Origin of the sequence: Parapedobacter tibetensis (assembly GCF_024704835.1) — a bacterium.
Lineage (GTDB): Bacteria > Bacteroidota > Bacteroidia > Sphingobacteriales > Sphingobacteriaceae > Parapedobacter > Parapedobacter tibetensis.
Genome location: NZ_JAMXBE010000012.1, coordinates 124,803 through 145,411, shown reverse-complemented (window position 1 = coordinate 145,411; position 20,609 = coordinate 124,803). Strand labels below are relative to the sequence as shown.

21 protein-coding genes are annotated in these 20,609 nt (G+C 47.1%); 14 read left to right on the top strand and 7 right to left on the bottom strand.

What is annotated here, in order from left to right:
• Window positions 1-47 precede the first annotated feature (47 nt).
• The 4 genes from NF543_RS18265 to arsS all read left to right on the top strand — a co-directional run bounded on the left by NF543_RS18265 (window position 48) and on the right by arsS (window position 2,160).
• A complete protein-coding gene (locus tag NF543_RS18265) occupies window positions 48-401 on the top strand; it encodes an MmcQ/YjbR family DNA-binding protein (RefSeq protein WP_257669621.1) in 354 nt (117 codons plus the stop codon).
• On the top strand, window positions 385-531 hold the full coding sequence (locus NF543_RS18260) for a hypothetical protein (RefSeq protein ID WP_257669620.1): 147 nt from the start codon (window positions 385-387) through the stop codon (window positions 529-531). Before NF543_RS18265 ends, NF543_RS18260 begins: the two co-directional genes overlap by 17 nt.
• A gap of 223 nt (window positions 532-754) precedes the next feature.
• The gene (locus tag NF543_RS18255; protein WP_257669619.1) at window positions 755-1,090 is read left to right on the top strand and encodes an arsenosugar biosynthesis-associated peroxidase-like protein; all 336 of its coding nucleotides are present in this window, start codon (window positions 755-757) and stop codon (window positions 1,088-1,090) included.
• A 2-nt stretch (window positions 1,091-1,092) separates the two neighbouring features.
• On the top strand, window positions 1,093-2,160 hold the full coding sequence (gene arsS / locus NF543_RS18250) for an arsenosugar biosynthesis radical SAM (seleno)protein ArsS (protein ID WP_257669618.1): 1,068 nt from the start codon (window positions 1,093-1,095) through the stop codon (window positions 2,158-2,160).
• 155 nt (window positions 2,161-2,315) lie between these two features.
• Here arsS and NF543_RS18245 read toward each other — a convergent pair whose 3' ends face one another.
• The 3 genes from NF543_RS18245 to NF543_RS18235 all read right to left on the bottom strand — a co-directional run bounded on the left by NF543_RS18245 (window position 2,316) and on the right by NF543_RS18235 (window position 6,342).
• Entirely contained in the window at window positions 2,316-4,271 is a 1,956-nt protein-coding gene (locus tag NF543_RS18245; RefSeq protein WP_257669617.1) for a T9SS type B sorting domain-containing protein, read from the bottom strand.
• 46 nt (window positions 4,272-4,317) lie between these two features.
• A complete protein-coding gene (locus NF543_RS18240) occupies window positions 4,318-5,259 on the bottom strand; it encodes a PorP/SprF family type IX secretion system membrane protein (RefSeq protein ID WP_257669616.1) in 942 nt (313 codons plus the stop codon).
• A 120-nt stretch (window positions 5,260-5,379) separates the two neighbouring features.
• Window positions 5,380-6,342 carry an isopenicillin N synthase family dioxygenase gene (locus NF543_RS18235; protein WP_257669615.1) on the bottom strand — a complete coding sequence of 321 codons (963 nt, stop codon included), beginning with the start codon at window positions 6,340-6,342 and terminating at the stop codon, window positions 5,380-5,382.
• A 193-nt stretch (window positions 6,343-6,535) separates the two neighbouring features.
• Between NF543_RS18235 and NF543_RS18230 the strand changes: the two genes are divergently transcribed.
• The 7 genes from NF543_RS18230 to NF543_RS18200 all read left to right on the top strand — a co-directional run bounded on the left by NF543_RS18230 (window position 6,536) and on the right by NF543_RS18200 (window position 14,460).
• Window positions 6,536-6,967 carry a MarR family winged helix-turn-helix transcriptional regulator gene (locus NF543_RS18230; protein WP_257669614.1) on the top strand — a complete coding sequence of 144 codons (432 nt, stop codon included), beginning with the start codon at window positions 6,536-6,538 and terminating at the stop codon, window positions 6,965-6,967.
• Window positions 6,968-7,029: 62 nt separating this feature from the next.
• Complete coding sequence (locus NF543_RS18225; RefSeq protein ID WP_257669613.1) at window positions 7,030-9,459, top strand: 3-hydroxyacyl-CoA dehydrogenase/enoyl-CoA hydratase family protein; 2,430 nt, start codon at window positions 7,030-7,032, stop codon at window positions 9,457-9,459.
• Window positions 9,460-9,463: 4 nt separating this feature from the next.
• Entirely contained in the window at window positions 9,464-10,639 is a 1,176-nt protein-coding gene (locus NF543_RS18220) for an acetyl-CoA C-acyltransferase (protein WP_257669612.1), read from the top strand.
• 21 nt (window positions 10,640-10,660) lie between these two features.
• The gene (locus tag NF543_RS18215) at window positions 10,661-12,451 is read left to right on the top strand and encodes an acyl-CoA dehydrogenase FadE (RefSeq protein ID WP_257669611.1); all 1,791 of its coding nucleotides are present in this window, start codon (window positions 10,661-10,663) and stop codon (window positions 12,449-12,451) included.
• Window positions 12,452-12,629: 178 nt separating this feature from the next.
• Complete coding sequence (locus tag NF543_RS18210; protein WP_257669610.1) at window positions 12,630-13,181, top strand: RNA polymerase sigma factor; 552 nt, start codon at window positions 12,630-12,632, stop codon at window positions 13,179-13,181.
• Entirely contained in the window at window positions 13,178-13,828 is a 651-nt protein-coding gene (locus tag NF543_RS18205) for a hypothetical protein (RefSeq protein WP_257669609.1), read from the top strand. The genes NF543_RS18210 and NF543_RS18205 overlap by 4 nt, the downstream gene beginning before the upstream one ends.
• Window positions 13,829-14,019: 191 nt before the next feature.
• Window positions 14,020-14,460 carry a hypothetical protein gene (locus tag NF543_RS18200; protein WP_257957527.1) on the top strand — a complete coding sequence of 147 codons (441 nt, stop codon included), beginning with the start codon at window positions 14,020-14,022 and terminating at the stop codon, window positions 14,458-14,460.
• 3 nt (window positions 14,461-14,463) lie between these two features.
• Here the strand turns inward: NF543_RS18200 and NF543_RS18195 are convergent, their stop codons facing one another.
• Together NF543_RS18195 and NF543_RS18190 are read right to left on the bottom strand one after the other, a co-directional pair.
• Window positions 14,464-14,640, bottom strand: coding sequence for a hypothetical protein (locus NF543_RS18195; protein WP_257669607.1), 177 nt, complete (start codon window positions 14,638-14,640; stop codon window positions 14,464-14,466).
• Window positions 14,641-14,721: 81 nt separating this feature from the next.
• Window positions 14,722-15,189, bottom strand: a complete 468-nt coding sequence (locus tag NF543_RS18190) for an Lrp/AsnC family transcriptional regulator (RefSeq protein WP_257669606.1) — start codon at window positions 15,187-15,189, stop codon at window positions 14,722-14,724.
• A 174-nt stretch (window positions 15,190-15,363) separates the two neighbouring features.
• Here NF543_RS18190 and NF543_RS18185 point away from each other — a divergent pair, with 174 nt between their 5' ends.
• Genes NF543_RS18185 through NF543_RS18175 form a run of 3 tightly spaced genes read left to right on the top strand, consistent with a single transcriptional unit; the run spans window position 15,364 to window position 18,633 of the window.
• Window positions 15,364-16,452 carry a PLP-dependent cysteine synthase family protein gene (locus NF543_RS18185; protein WP_257669605.1) on the top strand — a complete coding sequence of 363 codons (1,089 nt, stop codon included), beginning with the start codon at window positions 15,364-15,366 and terminating at the stop codon, window positions 16,450-16,452.
• A gap of 15 nt (window positions 16,453-16,467) precedes the next feature.
• The gene (locus tag NF543_RS18180; protein ID WP_257669604.1) at window positions 16,468-16,914 is read left to right on the top strand and encodes a protein-disulfide reductase DsbD N-terminal domain-containing protein; all 447 of its coding nucleotides are present in this window, start codon (window positions 16,468-16,470) and stop codon (window positions 16,912-16,914) included.
• A 48-nt stretch (window positions 16,915-16,962) separates the two neighbouring features.
• Window positions 16,963-18,633, top strand: a complete 1,671-nt coding sequence (locus NF543_RS18175; RefSeq protein WP_257669603.1) for a protein-disulfide reductase DsbD family protein — start codon at window positions 16,963-16,965, stop codon at window positions 18,631-18,633.
• Between the two features lie 42 nt (window positions 18,634-18,675).
• On the opposite strand, the gene NF543_RS18170 is transcribed toward NF543_RS18175, so the two are convergent.
• Window positions 18,676-19,254 (bottom strand): nitroreductase family protein, encoded by a 579-nt coding sequence (locus NF543_RS18170; protein WP_257669602.1) that lies wholly within the window; start codon window positions 19,252-19,254, stop codon window positions 18,676-18,678.
• Between the two features lie 85 nt (window positions 19,255-19,339).
• Window positions 19,340-20,602, bottom strand: a complete 1,263-nt coding sequence (pepT, locus tag NF543_RS18165; RefSeq protein WP_257669601.1) for a peptidase T — start codon at window positions 20,600-20,602, stop codon at window positions 19,340-19,342.
• Window positions 20,603-20,609: the final 7 nt, after the last annotated feature.

The following is a 20,609-nucleotide window of genomic DNA, read 5'->3' as shown; positions in this document are numbered from 1 at the left end:
CAATATCATATATTGGCTATTATTGTATTTAACATATCAACTCCGTCATGCATATCGAACAACTCCGTGATTATTGTTTAGCCAAACCAGGTGTGACCGAAAGCTGTCCATTCGGACCGGACACCTTGGTGTTCAAAGTGGCAGGAAAGATATTTTTGCTTACAGGATTAGATAGTCAACCCTTGTCTTTCAATGCCAAATGCAATCCGGAATATGCGTTGGAATTACGAGAACGAAACCCACATGCTGTGCAAGGGGCCTACCACATGAATAAGCGGCATTGGAATTCCATTAGTTGCAACGGGGAGCTGAGCGACGACATACTGATGGGCCTCATCGACCACAGTTATGAGCTGGTCGTAGCTGGATTGCCAAAAAAGGACCGTGAACAGCTGTACTGACCGGGTGCAATTCAAATTGTCGCTTATCGTCATTGCGAACCCGAGCGGAGGGCAGGAGCGATGGAGTGACCGCGAAGCAGCTCCGAAGGAACTATTTCTATCAGGGATGAGTATGGGGCTGCGGGGCTGATAAAAACCAATCTAACTTGACGAAGATTGCTTCGGCTCACGCAACCCTACCCAGCCTCGCAAAGACGTCAAAGTTGATCGTATCCGATGCGACAATTTGAATTGCACCCGTACTGACCTCTTGCCTGGATGATAAATCAAGGACATCTGTCAGGAATTGCGAATCTTGAGCGCGGATTATCGAGAAATGATAATTTAAATAAAATCATTAGAAACCAAATATCATGAGCGAGCATTATTACAACAAGAAGGATCTTGCCAAATTTTCCAAGGTCGCAGATTTTCAAAAAAACTTAGGCGATAAGTTTTTTGATTACTATGGTGAGGTTTTCAAGGACAGTGAGTTGACTGCAAGGGAAAAAGCATTGATTGCATTGGCTGTGTCCCATGCTGTGCAATGTCCGTATTGCATTGATGCCTATAGCAGTGATGCTTTTGAAAAGGGATGGAGCGAAGCGCAAATGATGGAAGCTGTCCATGTGGCTTGTGCCATCCGTGGTGGGGCCTCCTTGGTGCATGGGGTGCAGATGATGGAAAAAGTTAAAGAAATCGCTATGTAGGCATGAAGTCATTAAAAGCTCAACACCATATACTTGCCGATGCTTATGCGCAAATCGGAATCATCGAACATGGGATGTCCGATGATCTTGTGTTGCCCCTTTTTCGGGAAAAGCTGCGACAATCGGGCTTATACCCACTGAAACCCACGGAAATAACCATATTCCAAGTAAACATTGGCAAGATGTGCAACCAGACCTGTAAGCATTGCCATGTGGATGCTGGGCCTGACCGTAAGGAGATCATGACTAGGGAAACCATGCAGCAGTGTTTAGCGGTGCTGGAGGAAAACGAGCAACTCAAGACAGTGGACATTACGGGCGGGGCGCCGGAGATGAATCCTGAATTCCGATGGTTTATCGCAGAAATTGCCAAACTGAATCGGCATATCATTGTCCGCTGTAACCTCACCATCATTTTGGCCAACAGAAAATACCACGATCTCCCCCGGTTTTACAAACAGCACCGCATCGAAGTGGTTTCCTCCCTCCCCTTTTATACGCAGGACCGGACAGACAGGCAACGGGGCAATGGGGTTTTTGAGGACAGCATCAAAGCGCTTCAACTGCTGAATGAGGTAGGTTATGGCAAAGCAGGCACGGGTTTGGTGCTGAACCTGGCGTATAATCCGGCAGGGGCCTTCTTGCCCCCTTCGCAAGCCGCGTTGGAAAGCGAATATAAAGAGGTGCTGGAACAACGATTTGGCATCGTATTCAACAACTTATTGGCCATAACGAATTTGCCGATAAGCCGTTACTTAGACTATTTGCTTATCAGTGGCAATTATGAAAGCTACATGGAAAAGCTAGTTAATGCGTATAATCCAATAGCAGCGGAAAATGTGATGTGTCGCAATACCATTTCCGTGGGGTGGGATGGCTATTTATACGATTGCGATTTCAACCAGATGCTGGAATTGCAGGTAGATTGTTCAGGCAAGCACATCCGTGAATTCGATGCCGGAGCGCTAGCAAAAAGGGAAATCATCACTGGTCAGCACTGCTATGGCTGTACCGCTGGATCCGGATCCAGTTGTGGCGGCGCCATTGCCGAAAATGGACCCAAAAGATGAGCAATGGCACGATCAAACTATCTATTATTAGGGAGCATCGAATACCTGTACCGAGTTGATAGTAACCAGGGTCCTTTCTCCTCATATTTTACTATCAATACAAAAAGGGGGATTTTGCTCGAATTTTAACATAATCAACGATGAAAAAATCGTGATTACTTCAAAATTGTAACTGAACCAGACAATGGCTGCTCCAATACATCCGAAGATAGGGTATAATAGTATGTAGCGACTGGCAAAGAGGCACCATTGAATTGGCCGTACCATGGGACGGTATATCCTTTGGCGGAAAACACCAAGGAGCCCCAACGGTTGAATACCTGTATGAATACATGGGGATAGTCTTCCAACCCATCGATCTCCCAAGCATCATTTACACCGTCTCCATTTGGTGTGAAACTATTGGGTACTAGGATATTTTGCAATACCTTAATCGTGACTGTTTCAGTTTTCATACACCCTGCCGCATTGCCAGCCGTGAGGGTATAGGTAGTGGTTTCGCTTGGGGAGGCAACGGGATATTGCACATGGTAATTATCCAGTCCAGGCTGGTCGCTCCAATTGAATTGTGTGGCATTGGTTTGTGGGAGCAAGGTCACCGTTTGTCCGGGGAGCATGACCATGTTTTCCATGGGGTGAAGGTATACGGTGTCATGCACCGTTATCTCGACTCGTGAAGGTTCAGTACATAATACATCGTCTGGAGGTGAAAACGTAAGCGTATGCTCGCCAATCCCTGCAATATTGGGATAAAAATAACCATCAACAACCCCTGCTCCACCATATACACCTTCCATGTTTCCATCATTATTAATAATCGCCCCTCCCGTAAGGTATAAGGGTTCATCATCCATACAGATGGAGCTTTGCGGAAGGGTAAAGGAAGTATGGATCGTCTCCAACACATCGATTTCATACGTATGTGTATAAAAGAAATCACCACAGATGTTAACAGCTGCCCTTTTCAATATAAAATGGCCGGTTTTTTCTGGCTCAAAAAGATAAGTGGGCGTATTCGCATCAGGGATAGCATGATCACCGTCACCTTCATCAATTAGCCAGCGATAGGTTAATGGGCCTGCGCCGTGTCCCACGAATTCAGGTGGGGCTAAGGATGCATTAGCACTCTCACATATTGCTGATTGCTCTGTGTCTACACGACCTACTTGTGGTATAACAGGTGCTATGTATATGGAATCTGAAAGGATTCGACATAGTTGATTACTAAGGTTATTTACATGGGCTGCGGCTGAAATCCGATACCATCGATTGGCTATTGGGGTGATTTGCAATGTGTTTCCGTTCTCGTTTGGCAAATCCAGCCATTCAGCCTGTCCATTTTGTCTTGTCTGCCATTGGAATCCCGCATTAGCAGCATAACCTTCATCTGCTATTTCTCCAAGAATGGCAATCGGACGTATATCATCTTCGCAAAAAAACAGGGTATCACCCTGTATAAATGGTTGGTCGATATTCAACATGATTTCTGGACCGCAGGGCCTGAACTGGATATCGTCCATGGCTAGGTCGTTGCCACACCCACCGGGATTTTCATTGATGAGCACCAATTCAAAATCCGTTTGTCCGCCTGTTTCAAACTCAAAACCATATTCTTGCCATCCAGGTGTCGCCGAAGGAAAAACATTGCCCGTTGCATAGGGTAAACTGACCACGTTTCCTGCCAAATCTTCAATAACAAACCGTACATTAGGAGGTATCGGATTTCCTCCACATTCTTCTGGTCGATTGGCATTAGCTATCCAGGCACTAAAGCGGAAGTGCGTATCTTCGCACAACCCCGGTACCCGAATACGGTAGAATTCACCCGCCTCATAACCTGCATTCACGATCAACATCATGCCCTGCTGGTCGCCTGTATGATCCGGAAGATGCTGCCAACTTCCCCGTCCTTGGTTGATGTTATTTCCCAATTTATATTCACCATCATTCAATTGGCCGTTTTGGTTACGGATATAGGTCGTGGTTCCTGCTCCAAACTCTGGGTCTACGTTTGTTCCAAAGGTGATATTGATGATTGGGTCACCATAGTTAGCACAGCCCTGTTGTGCCATTGTCCTTTCCGATAATGCGATGGTTACCCATATTGCCATGGTCGCTATGGTTGCATAGCCCCTCATCGGTTATAACAATATAGGTTTACCATGCGATTACCGGACATTTGGGCCCCCATTGGTTATTGATATTGATGCCAAGGATAATTTCATGCGATCCCTGCGAATGCCTACGTAAATCCGAATTGACGAAATCATAGGAATAGGCCACATTCAGCGTGGAACTGATGAAGAACCCGGCCATTGCTGCCACCCCATCCCGATGCCGCCAAGTGAATCCGGCCCACAACATATCGGAAAATTGTCCTTTAAGATTAAGGTCATAAGCAAAAGGAGCAGGACTTACAAATTTGAGCATGGTGGATGGAGTAACATAAAAATCACCGATGCTAAATCGATATCCGGTCGTTGCAAAATAATGCCTCCGCAATCCCATATCGGCTCCCCCAGATACCGAAGTAGAAAGGCTATAATCGTTTTCCAACAGATTCTGGGCAGCAACTCCCACGTATAGATCATTGGAGTAAAACCACAACCCAGCGCTGATGGCTGGATCCATCCGGTTAAAATCGGCCATACCGTATATCGGGTCTGCCGGATCTTTTAATTGCACGTTGTTGATGTCAATGCGGTGGTAGCTCATGCCGGCGCCTACACCGAAGGACAATCGATAGTCCCGATTTAATGGGAGGTGGTAAGCAAAATTAAACTCCGCTGAGGAAAGCAATATTGGGCCTGTCTGGTCTACAAAGACCTTGCCCCCAATTCCTATCCTATTGTTTTTGAAATCAGTAATATTCAGTGGAGAATTGATTGTCGCATACAAGGTTTTGGGAGCATTGTTTATGCCTGTCCACTGTGAACGGGCGGCTAGTTTCAAATCGATATAAGGCTCAATTCCCGCCAAAGCGGGATTAAGTATATAGTTATTGGCCATATACATCGTATAGTGCGGATGCTGCTGAGCCAGTGCCATCATATGTGAGCAGGCCATGAATAGTAAAAACAGCTTCCTATGATTCACCATGGCATTAAAACGCAGTAGGAAAAAACCAAATTAATTGATGCGCTTGGTAAATATAGCATATTCCTTCGGTTTATTTGCACCCGAATGCATCGTAATCACAAAACTGCAATCACTCGCTTTTTACATCTTTAACCCAATCTCCCGCAACCGTTCATCCAGGTATTCCCCGGCGGTCACATCTGGATAAGCTTTGGGATGTTCAGCATCTATACACGACTCCAGAGCTGCCAGGCTCATGCCTGATTTGGGATGAAGAAAAAACGGCACGGAATAACGCGAAGTTTTCATCAATTCACGGGGCGGATTGACCACACGATGGGTGGTTGATTTCAATTTATTGTTGGTGAGGCGTTGCAGCATATCGCCCACATTCACTACGATATCTTCGCCATGGGCTTTCACCGGATACCAAGAGCTATCGCGAGTGAGTACTTCCAAACCATCAGCACTGGCTCCTATGAGCAAGGTGATGAGGTTGATGTCTTCATGTGCCCCAGCACGCACGGCATCCGAAGGGATATTATCCGGATTTTCAATCGGAAAGTAATGGATGGCCCGCAGGATGGAATTACCATTATGCACCTTGTCTTCAAAATAGTCTTCATCCAAACCAAGGTAAATCGCAATAGCCTTCAACAATGTCCTACCTGCACTTTCCAGTCGCCAGTACACTTCAGCCGTGATTTCATTGAAGCGAGGCAATTCTTTTACGTCCACATTATCGGGGTAATCCTCTTCAGGTAAGTCTTCTCCAACGACCGTTTGCCCACGTTGCCAGAATTCCTTGAGGTCTGGTGTCTTGGCATCCTTGGCCTTTTCCTTACCTCTGGAGGTATAGCCACGCTGCCCCGCAAGCCCTGGGATTTCGTATTTCATTTTCTCTTCTTCCGGTAACGTAAAAAAAGCTTGTACCACGGAATACAGTTCATCGATAAGCGCCTTATCTATGCCATGGTTGGCAATGGTGACGAAACCGGTTTCGTTGAATGCGTTACCAATATCTTGCGAGAATTGCTTACGTTGTGCTGCTGACCCCTTGGTATAATCATGAAGGTCGAGTCTGGGAATGTTTACTGTGGACATATTGAATTTTTAGTAAAGATAACGGGTTTTTGTTGATTTTCAAACCTTCTCTGTCAAACCTTCTCTGTCAAACCTGCTAGCTATCGTGCACTCATCAAACCTCATCGGTTTAGTTTTTATCTTCAAAAATTTGCATTCTAAAAATATTACCACTAAATTTGCTATGCAAGCATAGTAATTTGCGCCCTGGATTATGAATGAAGATAATACCATTGATTATTACCTGAAGACTGCATGGCAGTCTGCTGCCAATAAGTATAACCAAATTGCTTCGCGTTTTGGGATTACACAAGTCACAGGTTATGTGCTCATTAACATCCACAAAGAAGGGACTGCGGTATCGCAGATCGCCAACCTTCTTGGAGTAAAGACTACCAGCCTATCGCGTATACTCAACAATTTGGAAACCTCGGGGTTTATATATAGGGAAACCAACAGTGCCGACAAGCGTTCAGTAAAGGTCTTCCTAACAGATTTAGGTAATGAGAAAAGAGAAATCGCCAAAGACGTGGTTCGCAAATTCAATGCGTACTTGGATGAACGTATTCCTAGCGAGGAACGTGTAGCGCTCATCAAAACATTGAAACGCATAAACCAATTGGCTGTAGAGTACAATCCAGAATGATGAACCAAAACTTCATAAGGTAAGACCTAAATAAAACCTATGAAGTTTAACATACATATATTATGACAAACAGAAGCATCAAAAAAGTAGCGGTATTAGGATCGGGCGTAATGGGTTCACGTATTGCCTGCCATTTTGCCAATATCGGTGTAGAGGTCGCATTGTTGGATATCGTGCCACGGGAATTGCTGCCAGCGGAAGAGGCTAAGGGTCTGACCTTGGAAAGCAAAGCCGTCCGTAATCGCATCGTCAACGGATCGCTCGAAACGGCCATCAAGACCAATCCTTCGCCTGTTTTTAGTAAACGTACAGCCAAACTGATTACCACGGGAAATTTCGATGACGATATGGCTGTCCTAGCATCCGTAGATTGGATTATCGAAGTGGTGGTGGAAAGACTGGATATCAAAAAGCAAGTGTTCGAAAAGGTGGAACAACACCGTAAGGAAGGCACGCTTGTAACGTCCAATACGTCGGGCATCCCTATCCACCTGATGGCCGAAGGACACAGCGATGATTTCAAGGCTCATTTCTGCGGTACACATTTTTTCAACCCTCCACGCTACCTGCGGTTGTTGGAAATCATCCCCACTGCGCATACCAAACCTGAAATCGTGGATTTTCTGATGCATTATGGCGATAAATTCCTTGGCAAAACCACGGTACTATGCAAGGATACGCCGGCATTCATCGGTAATCGGGTGGGTGTTTACTCCATGCTGGCCCTTACCCATCTTGTCGAGCAATTGGGGCTTACTGTAGAGGAGGTCGACAAATTCACCGGACCGGCAATGGGCCACCCCAAATCGGCTACGTTCCGTACGGCGGATGTGGTGGGACTGGATACCTTGGTAAACGTGGCCAATGGACTGGCCGAAAATGCTAAGGAAGATGAAGCCAAGGGCGTATTCATACTACCCGAATATATCCAACGCATGGTGGATAAGAAATGGCTAGGAGAGAAGAGTCAGCAAGGCTTTTACAAAAAAATAAAGGATGATAAAGGGAATAGTGAAATATTGGCGCTTGACCTCAAGACCTTGGAGTACCGGAAGCAAGATAAGGTGAAATCTACCACGTTGGAAGCTACTAAACCTGTAGATGATATCCGTAAGCGGATGAAAGTATACGAGCAGGGGACGGATAAAGCCGGAGCATTCTTCCGTGCTATGCACTATCCTTTATTTGAATACGTTTCCAGACGTGTTCCCGAAATTACCGATGAGTTTTTCCGTATTGACGATGCCATGCGTGCGGGCTTTGGCTGGGAACTCGGGCCGTTTGAAGTGTGGGATGCCTTGGGGGTAAAGGAAACGGTCGGGAAAATCAAGGCTGAAGAGAAACGGGTGCCCGGCCATAGCGGAGAGGTGGCCGACTGGGTACATGACATGCTGGATGCGGGTCATGAATCTTTTTATAAGGTGGAAAACGGCATCAGGCATTATTATGATATCCAAAGTAAGGCATATAAGCCCATCCCAGGCACCGAAGGTTTCATCCTGTTGGATAATATTCGCAATCACAATACGGTTTGGAAGAATAGTGGCGTGACCATCACCGACCTTGGCGATGGTATCTTAAATGCCGAATTCCACACCAAGATGAACACCATTGGCGGCGATGTTATCCAAGGCATCCATAAGGCCATTGATTTGGCCGAAAAAGATTTTCGTGGGCTCGTTATTGCCAATGATGGAGCCAACTTCTCGGCCGGAGCTAATATCGGGATGATTTTCATGATGGCTGTGGAGCAGGATTATGATGAACTAAATAGGGCGGTACAGACATTCCAAAACACAGCTATGCGCTTACGGTATTCGGCTATTCCCATAGTGGCGGCTCCATTCAACCTGACGCTGGGCGGTGGCTGCGAGTTTTCCATGCATGCTGATTTTGTCCAGCTGCATGCTGAAACGTACATGGGCTTGGTAGAGTTCGGTGTAGGTGTCATTCCCGGAGGGGGCGGTTCTAAAGAGTTTGCTCTTCGTGCTTCCGATGAGTTTAAAGAAGGACAAATTGTACAGCAGGTGCTGCGGGAGCGGTTCCTGACCATTGGACAAGCCAAAGTGTCTACCTCGGCGGTGGAGGCCTTTGAGCTCGGTTATTTGCTACCGGGTAAATATGCCATCAGTATGAACAGGAGCCGCCTACTGGCGGATGCGAAAGCTAAAGCAATTGAACTAGCCGAGGCGGGATATACGCAGCCAATCCCTCGTAAAGATATCAACGTTTTGGGCAAACAGGGGCTAGGTATCGTATATGCCGGAGCCAATTCCATGCGCGCGGGTAATTACATCTCCGAACATGACCAAAAAATTTCCGAGAAACTGGGCTGGGTGATGTGTGGTGGCGACCTGTCTTCGCCTACCGAGGTGTCTGAGCAGTATCTATTGGATTTGGAGCGAGAAGTGTTCTTGTCGCTATGTGGGGAGAAAAAAACACTGGAGCGCATTCAACACATGTTAACCAAAGGTAAACCATTAAGAAATTAAGACTATGGAAGCATATATAATTGCAGGATATAGAACGGCAGTAGGAAAAGCTCCAAGAGGAGTTTTCCGATTTACCAGGGCCGATGACCTCGCGGCAGACGTGATCAAGCATTTGGTGGCATCGGTACCTAATCTGGACAACGAACAGATAGACGATGTCATCGTAGGTAATGCCACCCCAGAGGCGGAACAAGGCCTTAATATTGGCCGCATGATTTCGTTGATGGGACTGGACACGGACAAAGTGCCAGGTGTCACCGTGAACCGCTATTGTGCCTCAGGCTTAGAGACCATCGCCACGGCGGTGGCAAAAATAAAAGCAGGTATGGCGGATACCATCATCGCTGGTGGGGTAGAGGTGATGTCGGGTATGCCTTTTGGTGGGTGGAAGCTGGTGCCTAATTCCGAAGTGGCCAAACGCCATCCCGACTGGTATTGGGGAATGGGGCTCACAGCAGAAGCTGTAGCCAAGGAATACCAGGTGAACCGTGAAGACCAAGACGAATTTGCCTTGAAATCGCACCAAAAGGCGGTGGAAGCTATCAAAAACGGTCACCTCAAAGACGGTGTAGTACCCATCACCGTGAAAGAAAACTACCTTGAAAACGGCAAGAAAATCAAGACCCGCGAATATGTGGTAGATACCGATGAAGGGCCACGGGCAGATACGAATCTGGAGGCATTGGCCAAACTGAAACCCGTATTTGCCGCTGGAGGTAGTGTCACGGCAGGTAATTCTTCGCAAACTTCGGATGGCGCCGCATTTGTGCTCGTGGTATCCGAACGGAAGTTGAAAGAACTGAACGTCGAGCCAATTGCTCGTCTGGTGAGCTATGGTGTAGTGGGTGTACCGCCGCGAATCATGGGTATTGCGCCAATTGATGCCATACCAAAAGCGCTTCAACTAGCCGGGATGAAACTGGAAGACATCAGCCTGATTGAATTGAATGAGGCCTTTGCTTCACAGTCGTTGGCCGTTGTCCGCGAACTGGGCATCAATACGGATATACTGAACGTCAATGGAGGCGCCATCGCCCTTGGCCATCCACTGGGCTGTACTGGGGCAAAACTTTCGGTACAGCTATTCAACGAACTGAAACGAAGAAAACAAAAATACGGTATGGTAACCATGTGTGTAGGTACGGGACAGGGAGCTGCCGGAATTTTTGAGATGCTATAAATCAGATAAAATTATTGAATGATGGAGACAACAAATAAATCAACGATAAAGGGCGGAGAATTTGTCATCCGTGAAACAGATTATCGGGATATATTCATCCCTGAAGAATTTGACGAAGAACAGGTAATGATTCGGCAGACCTGTCAGGATTTTCTTGAGGCCGAAGTCTTCCCCAATTTGGATCGCATCGATGCGCAGGAGGAGGGACTGATGCAAAGCCTGCTGGATAAGGCGGGCGAACTGGGACTGCTAAGTGTATCCATCCCTGAAGATTATGGCGGGTTTGGTAAGAATTTCAACACCTCTATGTTGGTGACGGATGCTGTAGGTGCAGGTCACTCTTTTGCGGTGGCGCTTTCCGCGCATACAGGCATTGGTACCTTACCCATTCTTTATTATGGGAATGATGAGCAGAAAGCCCAGTATATACCCAAGCTGGCCACGGGTGAATGGAAAGCGGCCTACTGCCTTACGGAGCCGAATGCCGGGTCTGATGCGAATTCGGGAAGAGCCAGCGCCAAACTCAATGCCGAAGGAACCCATTACCTCCTCAATGGGCAGAAAATGTGGATCACCAATGGGGGCTTTGCCGATGTTTTTATTGTGTTTGCCAAAATAGACGATGACAAAAACCTATCTGCGTTTATCGTGGAAAGGGAGTTTGGGGGCATCGTCATGAACCCTGAAGAGCACAAGCTCGGCATCAAAGGCTCATCTACCCGGCAGGTGTTTTTCAACGATTGCCCCGTGCCGGTGGGGAACTTGCTTTCCGAGCGGGAGAACGGATTCAAGATCGCCGTGAACATCCTCAACATCGGCCGCATTAAATTGGGCTCAGCCGCCATAGGATCTTCACGCCGTGTAATCAGTCAAGCGATCAATTATGCCAATGAACGGGTGCAGTTTGGCTTGCAGATTTCCAAATTCGGTGCTATACGCCATAAGCTAGCCGAGATGGCCGTACGTAATTTTGCCGTGGAAAGTGCCGCCTACCGTGCAGGGCAAAACATTGATGATGCCTATGATGCGTTGGTTGCGGGGGGAATGGATGCTGCCAAAGCCAAGTTGAAGTCGACCGAGCAATTTGCCATTGAATGTGCTATATTGAAAGTTTGGGGTTCGGAGATGCTTGATTATGTGGTAGATGAAGGCGTACAGGTATACGGCGGAATGGGCTATTCGGCCGACGCACCGATGGAGCGTGCCTACCGCGATTCCCGCATTAACCGGATATTCGAAGGTACCAACGAGGTGAATCGCCTGCTCATCGTAGACATGTTGCTCAAACGTGCATTGAAAGGCGAACTCGACCTGATGGGACCTGCACAGGCCATAGCTGGAGAACTGACAGCCATCCCCGATTTCGGGGAGGAAGATAACACCCCCTTCGCCTATGAAAAGAAAATTATTGCCAATCTCAAAAAGGTCGGCTTATTAGTGGCTGGTGCTGCCGTACAGAAGCTGATGACGACCTTGCAGAAGGAACAGGAAATATTGATGAATATTGCCGACATCATCGGCTACGTTTATGTAGCCGAATCTACCTTATTGCGCGTGGAGAAATTGGTTAATCAGCGTGGAGAGCATACGGTGCAAGGGCAGTTGGATATGGCTCGCATTTACCTACACACCACCGTTGATAATGTTTACCTCGCTGGCAAGGAGGCGCTTAATTCATTTGCCGAAGGCGATGAACTGAAGATGATGCTGGTGGGGCTGCGGCGTTTCACCAAGGTGGAGCCGTTTAACCTCAAGGACGCTAGGCAACGGATAGCCAAGCAGCTAATAGAAGCGAATAAGTATTGTTTTTAAGTGTATTTCACAAACACATGAAGGCGGAGCCGAGGCAGTGAAAGCTGCTTCGGTTTCTTTTTTGCAAATGGGTTGGACTACGTTATGGAAAGCCGTCAATCCAGGCATCCATATTACAATGAAGTTAATTGCACCCCAGAGACTCGGTTTTTAGAAGTAATTTTACTATGTTTGGTTAGTGGTACAATCAGAACAACACGTATTGCAGGAATACAAAAAAACAGGGGATTTGCAACTGTTGGGTAAACTGTATGAGCCCTATATGCCACTTATCTACGGATTATGCCTCAAATATTATAAGGACGAAACGAAGAGCGAAGATGCCGTGATGCAGATTTTCGAGGCGCTCATTACCAAATTACGGGTGCATGAGGTAAGTAACTTCAAAAGTTGGCTATATACATTGGCAAGAAACCATTGTCTGATGGATCTGCGCTTGGCCAACCGTATCAATACCGTGGATATCGAAGAGCATATTGTGGAAAGCGACATTTTTTTGCATCAGTATAATAGTAGTGATGCAATTCCAGAGAAGCGGCTTACGCAGATGGAAGCATGCTTAGATGAGCTTAGTGAAGAACAACAGCGCTGTATCCGGCTGTTTTACTTGGAACAGAAATGCTATAGGGAGGTTGCTGAAATGACCGGATATGACCTCAACAAGGTGAAAAGCTATATCCAAAACGGTAAACGCAACCTGAAAATTTGCATGGAAAGGAGAGTGGAATGAACAATAATTACAATATCATTCGCATACAACAATACCTCAATAACGAATTGAGCGAAGCGGAAATGTACCAGCTGGAACGAGATGCGTTAAATGATCCGTTGCTCCATGATGCCATGGAAGGATACAGGCAGCAAAAGGAGGTGAGTCACCGCCAATTGAGCCTATTGCAGCAGCGGCTGGCCAATCGGATTGCAGGGCAGGCAAAGGAACGTAATTCCTTTTACTTCGGTTGGCAACGTTTGGGCGTGGCTGCCACGGCATGTGTATTGATGGTATTGGTGCTGGTATTGCTATGGATGCGCAATCATTCGGTACAGCAAACCGGTGAAAAAGAAGTCCAAGTGGAGTTAGCCACGCCAGGAAGTGGTGCCGGAATCCATGCCACAGGTGTAAACAATGCCGAAATGAACGCCTACCCCGAAGGCGGTTGGGATACGTTTAACGAATACCTTACCAAGAACAAGGGAACGGAACTGCCTGCCGGTGAAGTTATTTTAACTTTCCCTATCAATAGCCGAGGCCGGCCAGTCGCTATTGAAGGTTCGGACGGCACGGATCCCCGGTTGCTTGAAGAAGCCAAACGCTTATTGCAAGCTGGACCGATATGGAAAGGCCAAAAAGGCAAAATCCAACTGGTATTCCAATAACCGAAGGGCGAACCTTGCTCTTCCCCAATACATTAATTTTTTCGATGTCTTTTGGATCAATTTCAAAAACATCAAAAAGCCATGTAGGGTTTGCCATAGGGTTACCGGACATTTTGGGGTATTATGCCCGGCTCAACAGTACTGTTTAACCCCTTAACAGTACCATTGGAACGCTCAACAATACTGTTGAGATGCTCCGCAGTACTGTTGGAACGTCCAACAGCATCATTGGAATGTCCAACAGTATTGTCCGGAAGTTCCGTGGTATTGTTAGGGCGCTCCCCGGTATCATGGAGCGTATCAACAGTACCATTGAAACGTCCAACGGTATTGTCCAGAAGCTCCGTGGCATTGTTAGGGCACTCCCCGGTATCATGGAGCGTATCAACGGTACCATTGAAACGTCCAACAGTATTGTCCGGAAGCTCCGTAGTATTGTTGGAGCACTCCCCGGTATCATTGGGCGGCCCAACAGTACCATTGAAACGCCCAACAGTATTGTCCGGAAGCTCCGCGGTATTGTTGGAGCCTTCCCCGGTACCGTGGAGCGTCCCAACGGTATTGTTGAGAAGTCCCGCAGTATCGTTGGAGCACTCCGCGGTACCATGGAGCGGCCCAATGATACTGCTTAAACGCTATTTTTTCTCCTTGCCCTTCAACAACGTATAGTCACGGTAATAGGCATCCACCTCCGTACGCATCAGCCATACGCGGGGCTTGGCGAGGTGCTCGTCGCCTTTTTTGTGATACCGCGTCAGTAAAGCCGCACTCCCTTCGCTTCCGGTCATTTCCCCTGTAGACTTCATTGACATCGTGGGGGCTACTTGACAAACCTTCAAAACGCTAAATCCAATCCGTGTCGTCCGGGGTAAGCCTATCCAGCGTTTCCGACATCACACCGGATAAGCCGTCTCACTCTTCGTTTCTGATAGAATAAAGAAGCTTTGAACAGTCACAATATTGGGAAGTACCGCCAACTTGTTGCGCAGGAAAAGGTGGTACTCCTCCATATTAGTGGTGGCGATTTTCAGGATGAAGTCAAAAGAGCCCGTCATCTGGTAGCACTCCATTACCTCTTCGAACTGTGCAACGCGCTGTTCAAACTCACCCAACGTTTTGGCCGTATGTTCCTTGAGCAATACATGGGAGATGGCAATCAGCGTCTTGTCTATTTTTTTGCGATCTACAATGGCCACGATCCGGGTGATGTACCCTTGCTCCTTTAAACGCCTTACGCGCTCGTGGATGGTTGCAGGTGACTTGTTCAGCTTGTAGGCCAGTTCTTTGTTCGTCAAGGTGGCATCATGTTGAAGTAGCCGCAATAGTGCTTTGTCTGTGGGATCAAGTATGGTCTGTGTCATGATGATAGTGGAAAAAAGTCAGTCATATTTGAGGTTAGTCTAATGATTCTGAATAATAACATATAATATATACAAATAACCGAAAAATTTATGGAAATAATGGATATATATTGTAAATATAATGATTTATATGGTTATTTGTCTAATATTTTACAGTTTAAATATATGCCGGTTATGATCAATGATCCCTTGTTTTCGCGATGCCTTAATGAAGGACTTGCCAGTAAATTCAGGCATTTGTGGCATATGGTTGGGAATACCCCCATGTTGCGATTGGATTATACGTACAAAGGTAAGGCAGGAAGCATCTATGTAAAATGTGAGCATTATAACCTTACGGGAAGCATAAAGGACCGTATGGCCTTATACATCCTTTATCAAGCATACCGCAACTGCCAGATAAGCCCTGAAGATACGATTATAGAGGCTACCAGTGGAAATACCGGGATTGCCTTTTCGGCCATTGGCCGTGCCCTTGGACATCCTGTGAAAATCATCATGCCTAACTGGCTGAGTAAGGAGCGCATAGATATTATCCGGAGCATGGGCGCGGAGGTTATCTTGGTTTCCAAGGAGGAGGGAGGCTTTTTAGGCAGCATAAAAATGAGTGAGGAGATGGCTGCCAAGGGTGGGGTGTTCCTGCCCAGACAGTTTGAGAACCTGTACAATGGGGAAGCCCACGCACGAACAACCATGGAAGAGATTTGGCAACAAATGGACAACGTTGGTCTGAGTCCCGATGCTTTTGTAGCCGGAGTAGGGACAGGCGGTACGATCATGGGGGCCGCCGATTTCCTCAAGCGCAAAAGCAGCGGAATATGTGTGCACCCACTGGAGCCTGCCGAAAGCCCTACATTAACCACGGGTTACAAAGTCGGCTCTCACCGTATCCAGGGCATTTCCGATGAATTCATCCCCGCCATCGTGAAATTGGACCGGTTGGATAAGGTTGTCCAAGCCAACGATGGAGACGCCATCATTATGGCACAGAAACTGGCCAAGGAAATGGGCCTAGCGGTGGGGATTTCTTCCGGAGCCAACGTCATCGGAGCCATCAAAGTGAAGGAGCAATTAGGGGAAGGGGCAATCGTAGCCACATTGCTGTGCGACAGCAACAAGAAATACCTGAGTACAGACTTAGTTAAGGAAGAACCGGGAAAAGCGGGGTACGTCAGCTTGGAAACCAATTTTACCGGCTATGAACCCATACCGCGGTTAAGTAAACCCGTTTTGGGAGAAGAAACAGCAACAATAAATATATAATCAAAATAATCAATTATGAAGAGGATAATCTTAAGTAGCATATTGCTATGGATATGTTCACTGAGTTATGGACAGCTATTGGAGCCTGTGAAATGGAGTTATGCCGCCAAGAAAGTAGGAAAGAATGAAGCGGTATTATTTATCAAGGCCGACATCGATGCTGGGTGGCATCTGTATTCTCAACACATTGCGGATGGCGGTCCGGTAAAGACCACGTTTTCCTTCGAGCCATCTAAACAATATGAATTGGTGGACAAGACCGCCGAGCCGAAACCGATTAAGAAGCATGAAGAAGTATTCGGGATGGAGGTGGCTTATTTTGAGAAACAGGTGGTCTTTCAACAGAAAATTAAATTGAAAGCCGGCCAAACCGTGGTGAAAGGTACAGTTGAATACATGGTTTGTGACGATCAGCAATGCTTGCCACCCGATGAGAAGACGTTTGCCATCACGGTGAAATAACGAACGTATAAGCCTAAAGAAAGCGGAATGTTAATAGAGAAGAACATTATGATTTGGCTAAAGGCATTGGTAATCAGCTCGCTGTTGTTGTGGTTGCCAGGCGGAATAGCGTTGGCACAGGATACGGTTTCATATGACGATGTCGAATTTTTTTCGGAAGAGGAACTCGCCGAGGAGCTTGATAGCGTGGCGGAAACCGCCCCGCAAGATGCTGCCGATACCGCTGCAATACATACGGCCGCAGGCGACGGCGTGGCGGACAACCCGGAGTCCAAATCCCTTTGGGCGATCTTCATAGCCGGGTTCATCGGTGGGTTTGCCGCGCTACTGATGCCCTGTATATTCCCGATGCTGCCGCTTACCGTAAGTTTCTTTACCAAGAGTAGCCATTCCAGGAGTAAGGCTGTGGGACAGGCGCTACTGTATGGACTATCCATCATCATCATCTACGTCGCGCTGGGGTTGATTATCACCGTAAGCTTCGGTGCTGATGCCCTCAATAGCCTTTCCACCAACGGCATTTTCAATATGTTGTTCTTTATCCTCTTGGTGGTATTTGCGATTTCGTTTTTGGGTGCTTTTGAAATCACGCTACCTTCCTCCTGGGTCAATAAAATGGATGCTCAGTCTGACAGGGGAGGGCTTGTCGGCTTATTTTTCATGGCGGCAACACTGGCCGTGGTGTCCTTTTCTTGTACGGGACCAATCATAGGCACCTTGTTAGTGCAGGCAGCCACCATGGGTGAATTACTCGGCCCCGCGGTTGGCATGTTTGGCTTTTCGCTTGCATTAGCCATACCCTTTGCCTTATTCGCTATGTTCCCAGGCTGGATGAAAAGCATGCCTTCTTCAGGTGGTTGGTTGAATAGTGTGAAAGTTACGCTGGGTTTTCTCGAATTGGCACTGGCGTTGAAGTTCCTGAGCAATGTTGATTTGGCTTACCACTGGAACCTGTTTGACAGAGAAGTCTTTTTGGTGTTATGGATTGTTATTTTTGGACTATTGGGGATATACCTGCTTGGCAAACTCCGTTTTGCCCACGATAGCCCAATCCAGCACCTCAGCATTCCACGCTTATTCCTTTCTATTATGGTGCTGTCGTTTACCTTATATATGGTGCCGGGGTTATGGGGAGCGCCGCTTAGGGCCGTTTCGGCTTTCCTACCTCCCCAGGCTACGCAGGACTTCGACCTGTACACGACCTCTTTTGGTGGTGGGGTACATTCCGGTGGCGCTACACAGGGAAGCTCCCCACGTAAATATGGAGACATTTTCCATGCTCCCCTTAATTTGGATGTATTTTTTGATTATGATGAAGGTATCCAGTATGCCCAATCCGTAGATAAACCAGTGATGATTGATTTTACCGGCCATGCCTGTGTGAATTGTCGCAAGATGGAAGCTTCGGTATGGCCTGAAAAGGAGGTTTATACATTACTTAGGAATGAGTTAGTCATCATCCAGCTTTATGTGGATGATAAAACCGCATTGCCGGCCGAAGAGCAATACGTTTCGGCATTCAGCGGAAAAAATATTCGCACCATCGGGAATAAATGGAGTGATGTGCAAGCGTCCAAATTCAATGCAAATTCGCAACCATTCTATGTGTTACTTGATCCGAATACGGAGCAGGTATTGATAGAACCCAAAGGAGCCGATTATAATGTAGAAAGCTACCGTAGCTTTCTACAATCAGGAATATCGGCATTCAAACAATAAAAGGCGAAGTGCGGACGGCACCCCGTACGCTTGCCGGTAGATTTAGTTTTCTTCCCATCGTATTTTGTCGGCCACCGGCCCACGATTAGCATCTCGGTCCGGTTCATCATGGTATCCCATGTAGAAAAAACCCACGCACTTTTCGTTGTCGGCCAATCCAAGAAAATCACCCAATTGGCTGATGGTGCCTGGGCTACTCCAATATCCACCGATGCCTGCCGCTGAGGCGGCAAGCCATAGGTTTTGTACGGCGCATGCCGTAGCGGCTAGTTCCTCCCATTCAGGCACATCGCCAGAATAATGGATGTTGATGGCTATGACGGCAGCCGATTGCAGTACTTTTTCACGTGTAATGTCGTATTTCTTTTGCAGGAAGAGCGCTTCGGGGGTGTTTTCTTGATATAATTCTGCAAACTTATCGGCTAGACGCTGTAAACCTTTGCCCCGGAATACGGAAAATCGCCACGGTTGGGTAAGCTTGTGGGTGGGGGCGGCATTGGCACAATCCAATAGACTGATGAGTGTTTCTTTGCTGATTTCCTTGTCAATGTAGCTGGCTGGAAATATACTTCTTCGGTTTTTGATAATATGCTGCATCTTTTCGAAATCGTTTGTTGTCATCTGATTTATGTTTTGATACTTACTTATTCGCTGATTTGTCTATCCGCGAATTTGCAAATCAATGAATTGGCGGATTGGCTTTGACCTAAGACTGCTCTTCCCACAAGGCTGCAATATGCAGTATCGTTCGTACGGCCTTTTGCATATCTTGTACCGATACCCATTCTTGCTTGCCGTGGAATGCGTGTCCACCGGCAAAGATGTTGGGGCAGGGTAAGCCCATGAGTGATAGACGCGATCCATCTGTACCACCGCGTATGCTGCGCTTAATGGGTTGCATACCTGCACGACGGATGGCTTCCATGCCAATGTCCATGATTTGCGGGTGCCTGTCAAGTACCTGTTTCATGTTGCGGTATTGTTCCTTGATATCGAAATGATAGGTGCAGCCGGGGTAATTGGAGACCACTTCTTTTATGATGCCTTCCAGTTCGGATTCATGCGCATGGAGGTTTTCATCAATAAAGTCACGTATGATGAAATCTATCGTAGCCTGTTCTACGCTACCACTGATGGTTACAGGGTGTACAAAACCTTGGCGGCCGCCTGTGCTTTCGGGTGATAGCCTATCTTTGGGCAGCTTATTGATTACATCCGAAGCGATTTTGATGGCACTCTGTAATTTGCCTTTCGCGAAGCCTGGATGTACGCTAATCCCATTGATGACAACCGATACACCATCTGCCGAGAAAGTTTCGTCCTCGATGGAACCTGCTACTTCGCCATCTACGGTATAAGCAAAGTCGGCATCCAATTTTTTCAGGTCCACCTTATCTACGCCCCGGCCGATTTCCTCATCGGGGGTGAAAAGGATTTTGATGGTGCCATGCTTAATTTCGGGGTGGAACATCAGCAGCTGCGCGGCAGACATGATTTCAGCGATGCCTGCCTTATCGTCGGCACCTAACAAGGTGGTGCCACTGGCTGTGATGATATCATTTCCAAGTTGGTTATGTAAGTCGGCATGTTCGCTTGGTCGAATAACGACCGAAGGATCATCGGGCAGGGTGATGTCTTCGCCTTGGTAATCGCGGTGTATGATGGGCTTTACATCGGCCCCAGAGCAATCTGGCGAGGTATCCATATGTGAACAAAAGCAGATGACCGGGACACTCTTGTCCGTATTGGCCGGAATGGTAGCGTAGACGTAACCATGTTCATCGAGATGAGCATCCAACAGCCCCATTTCCAACAGCTCTTGCGCCAGTATTTTACCAAGGTTTTTCTGTTTTTCTGTCGATGGATATGTATTGGACGTAGGGTCGGATTCGGTATCTATTTGTACATAGCGGAGAAACCGTTCTTCCACGGTAAATTCGGTAATCTTGTTTATGATGGTATTGCTCATAATAGCG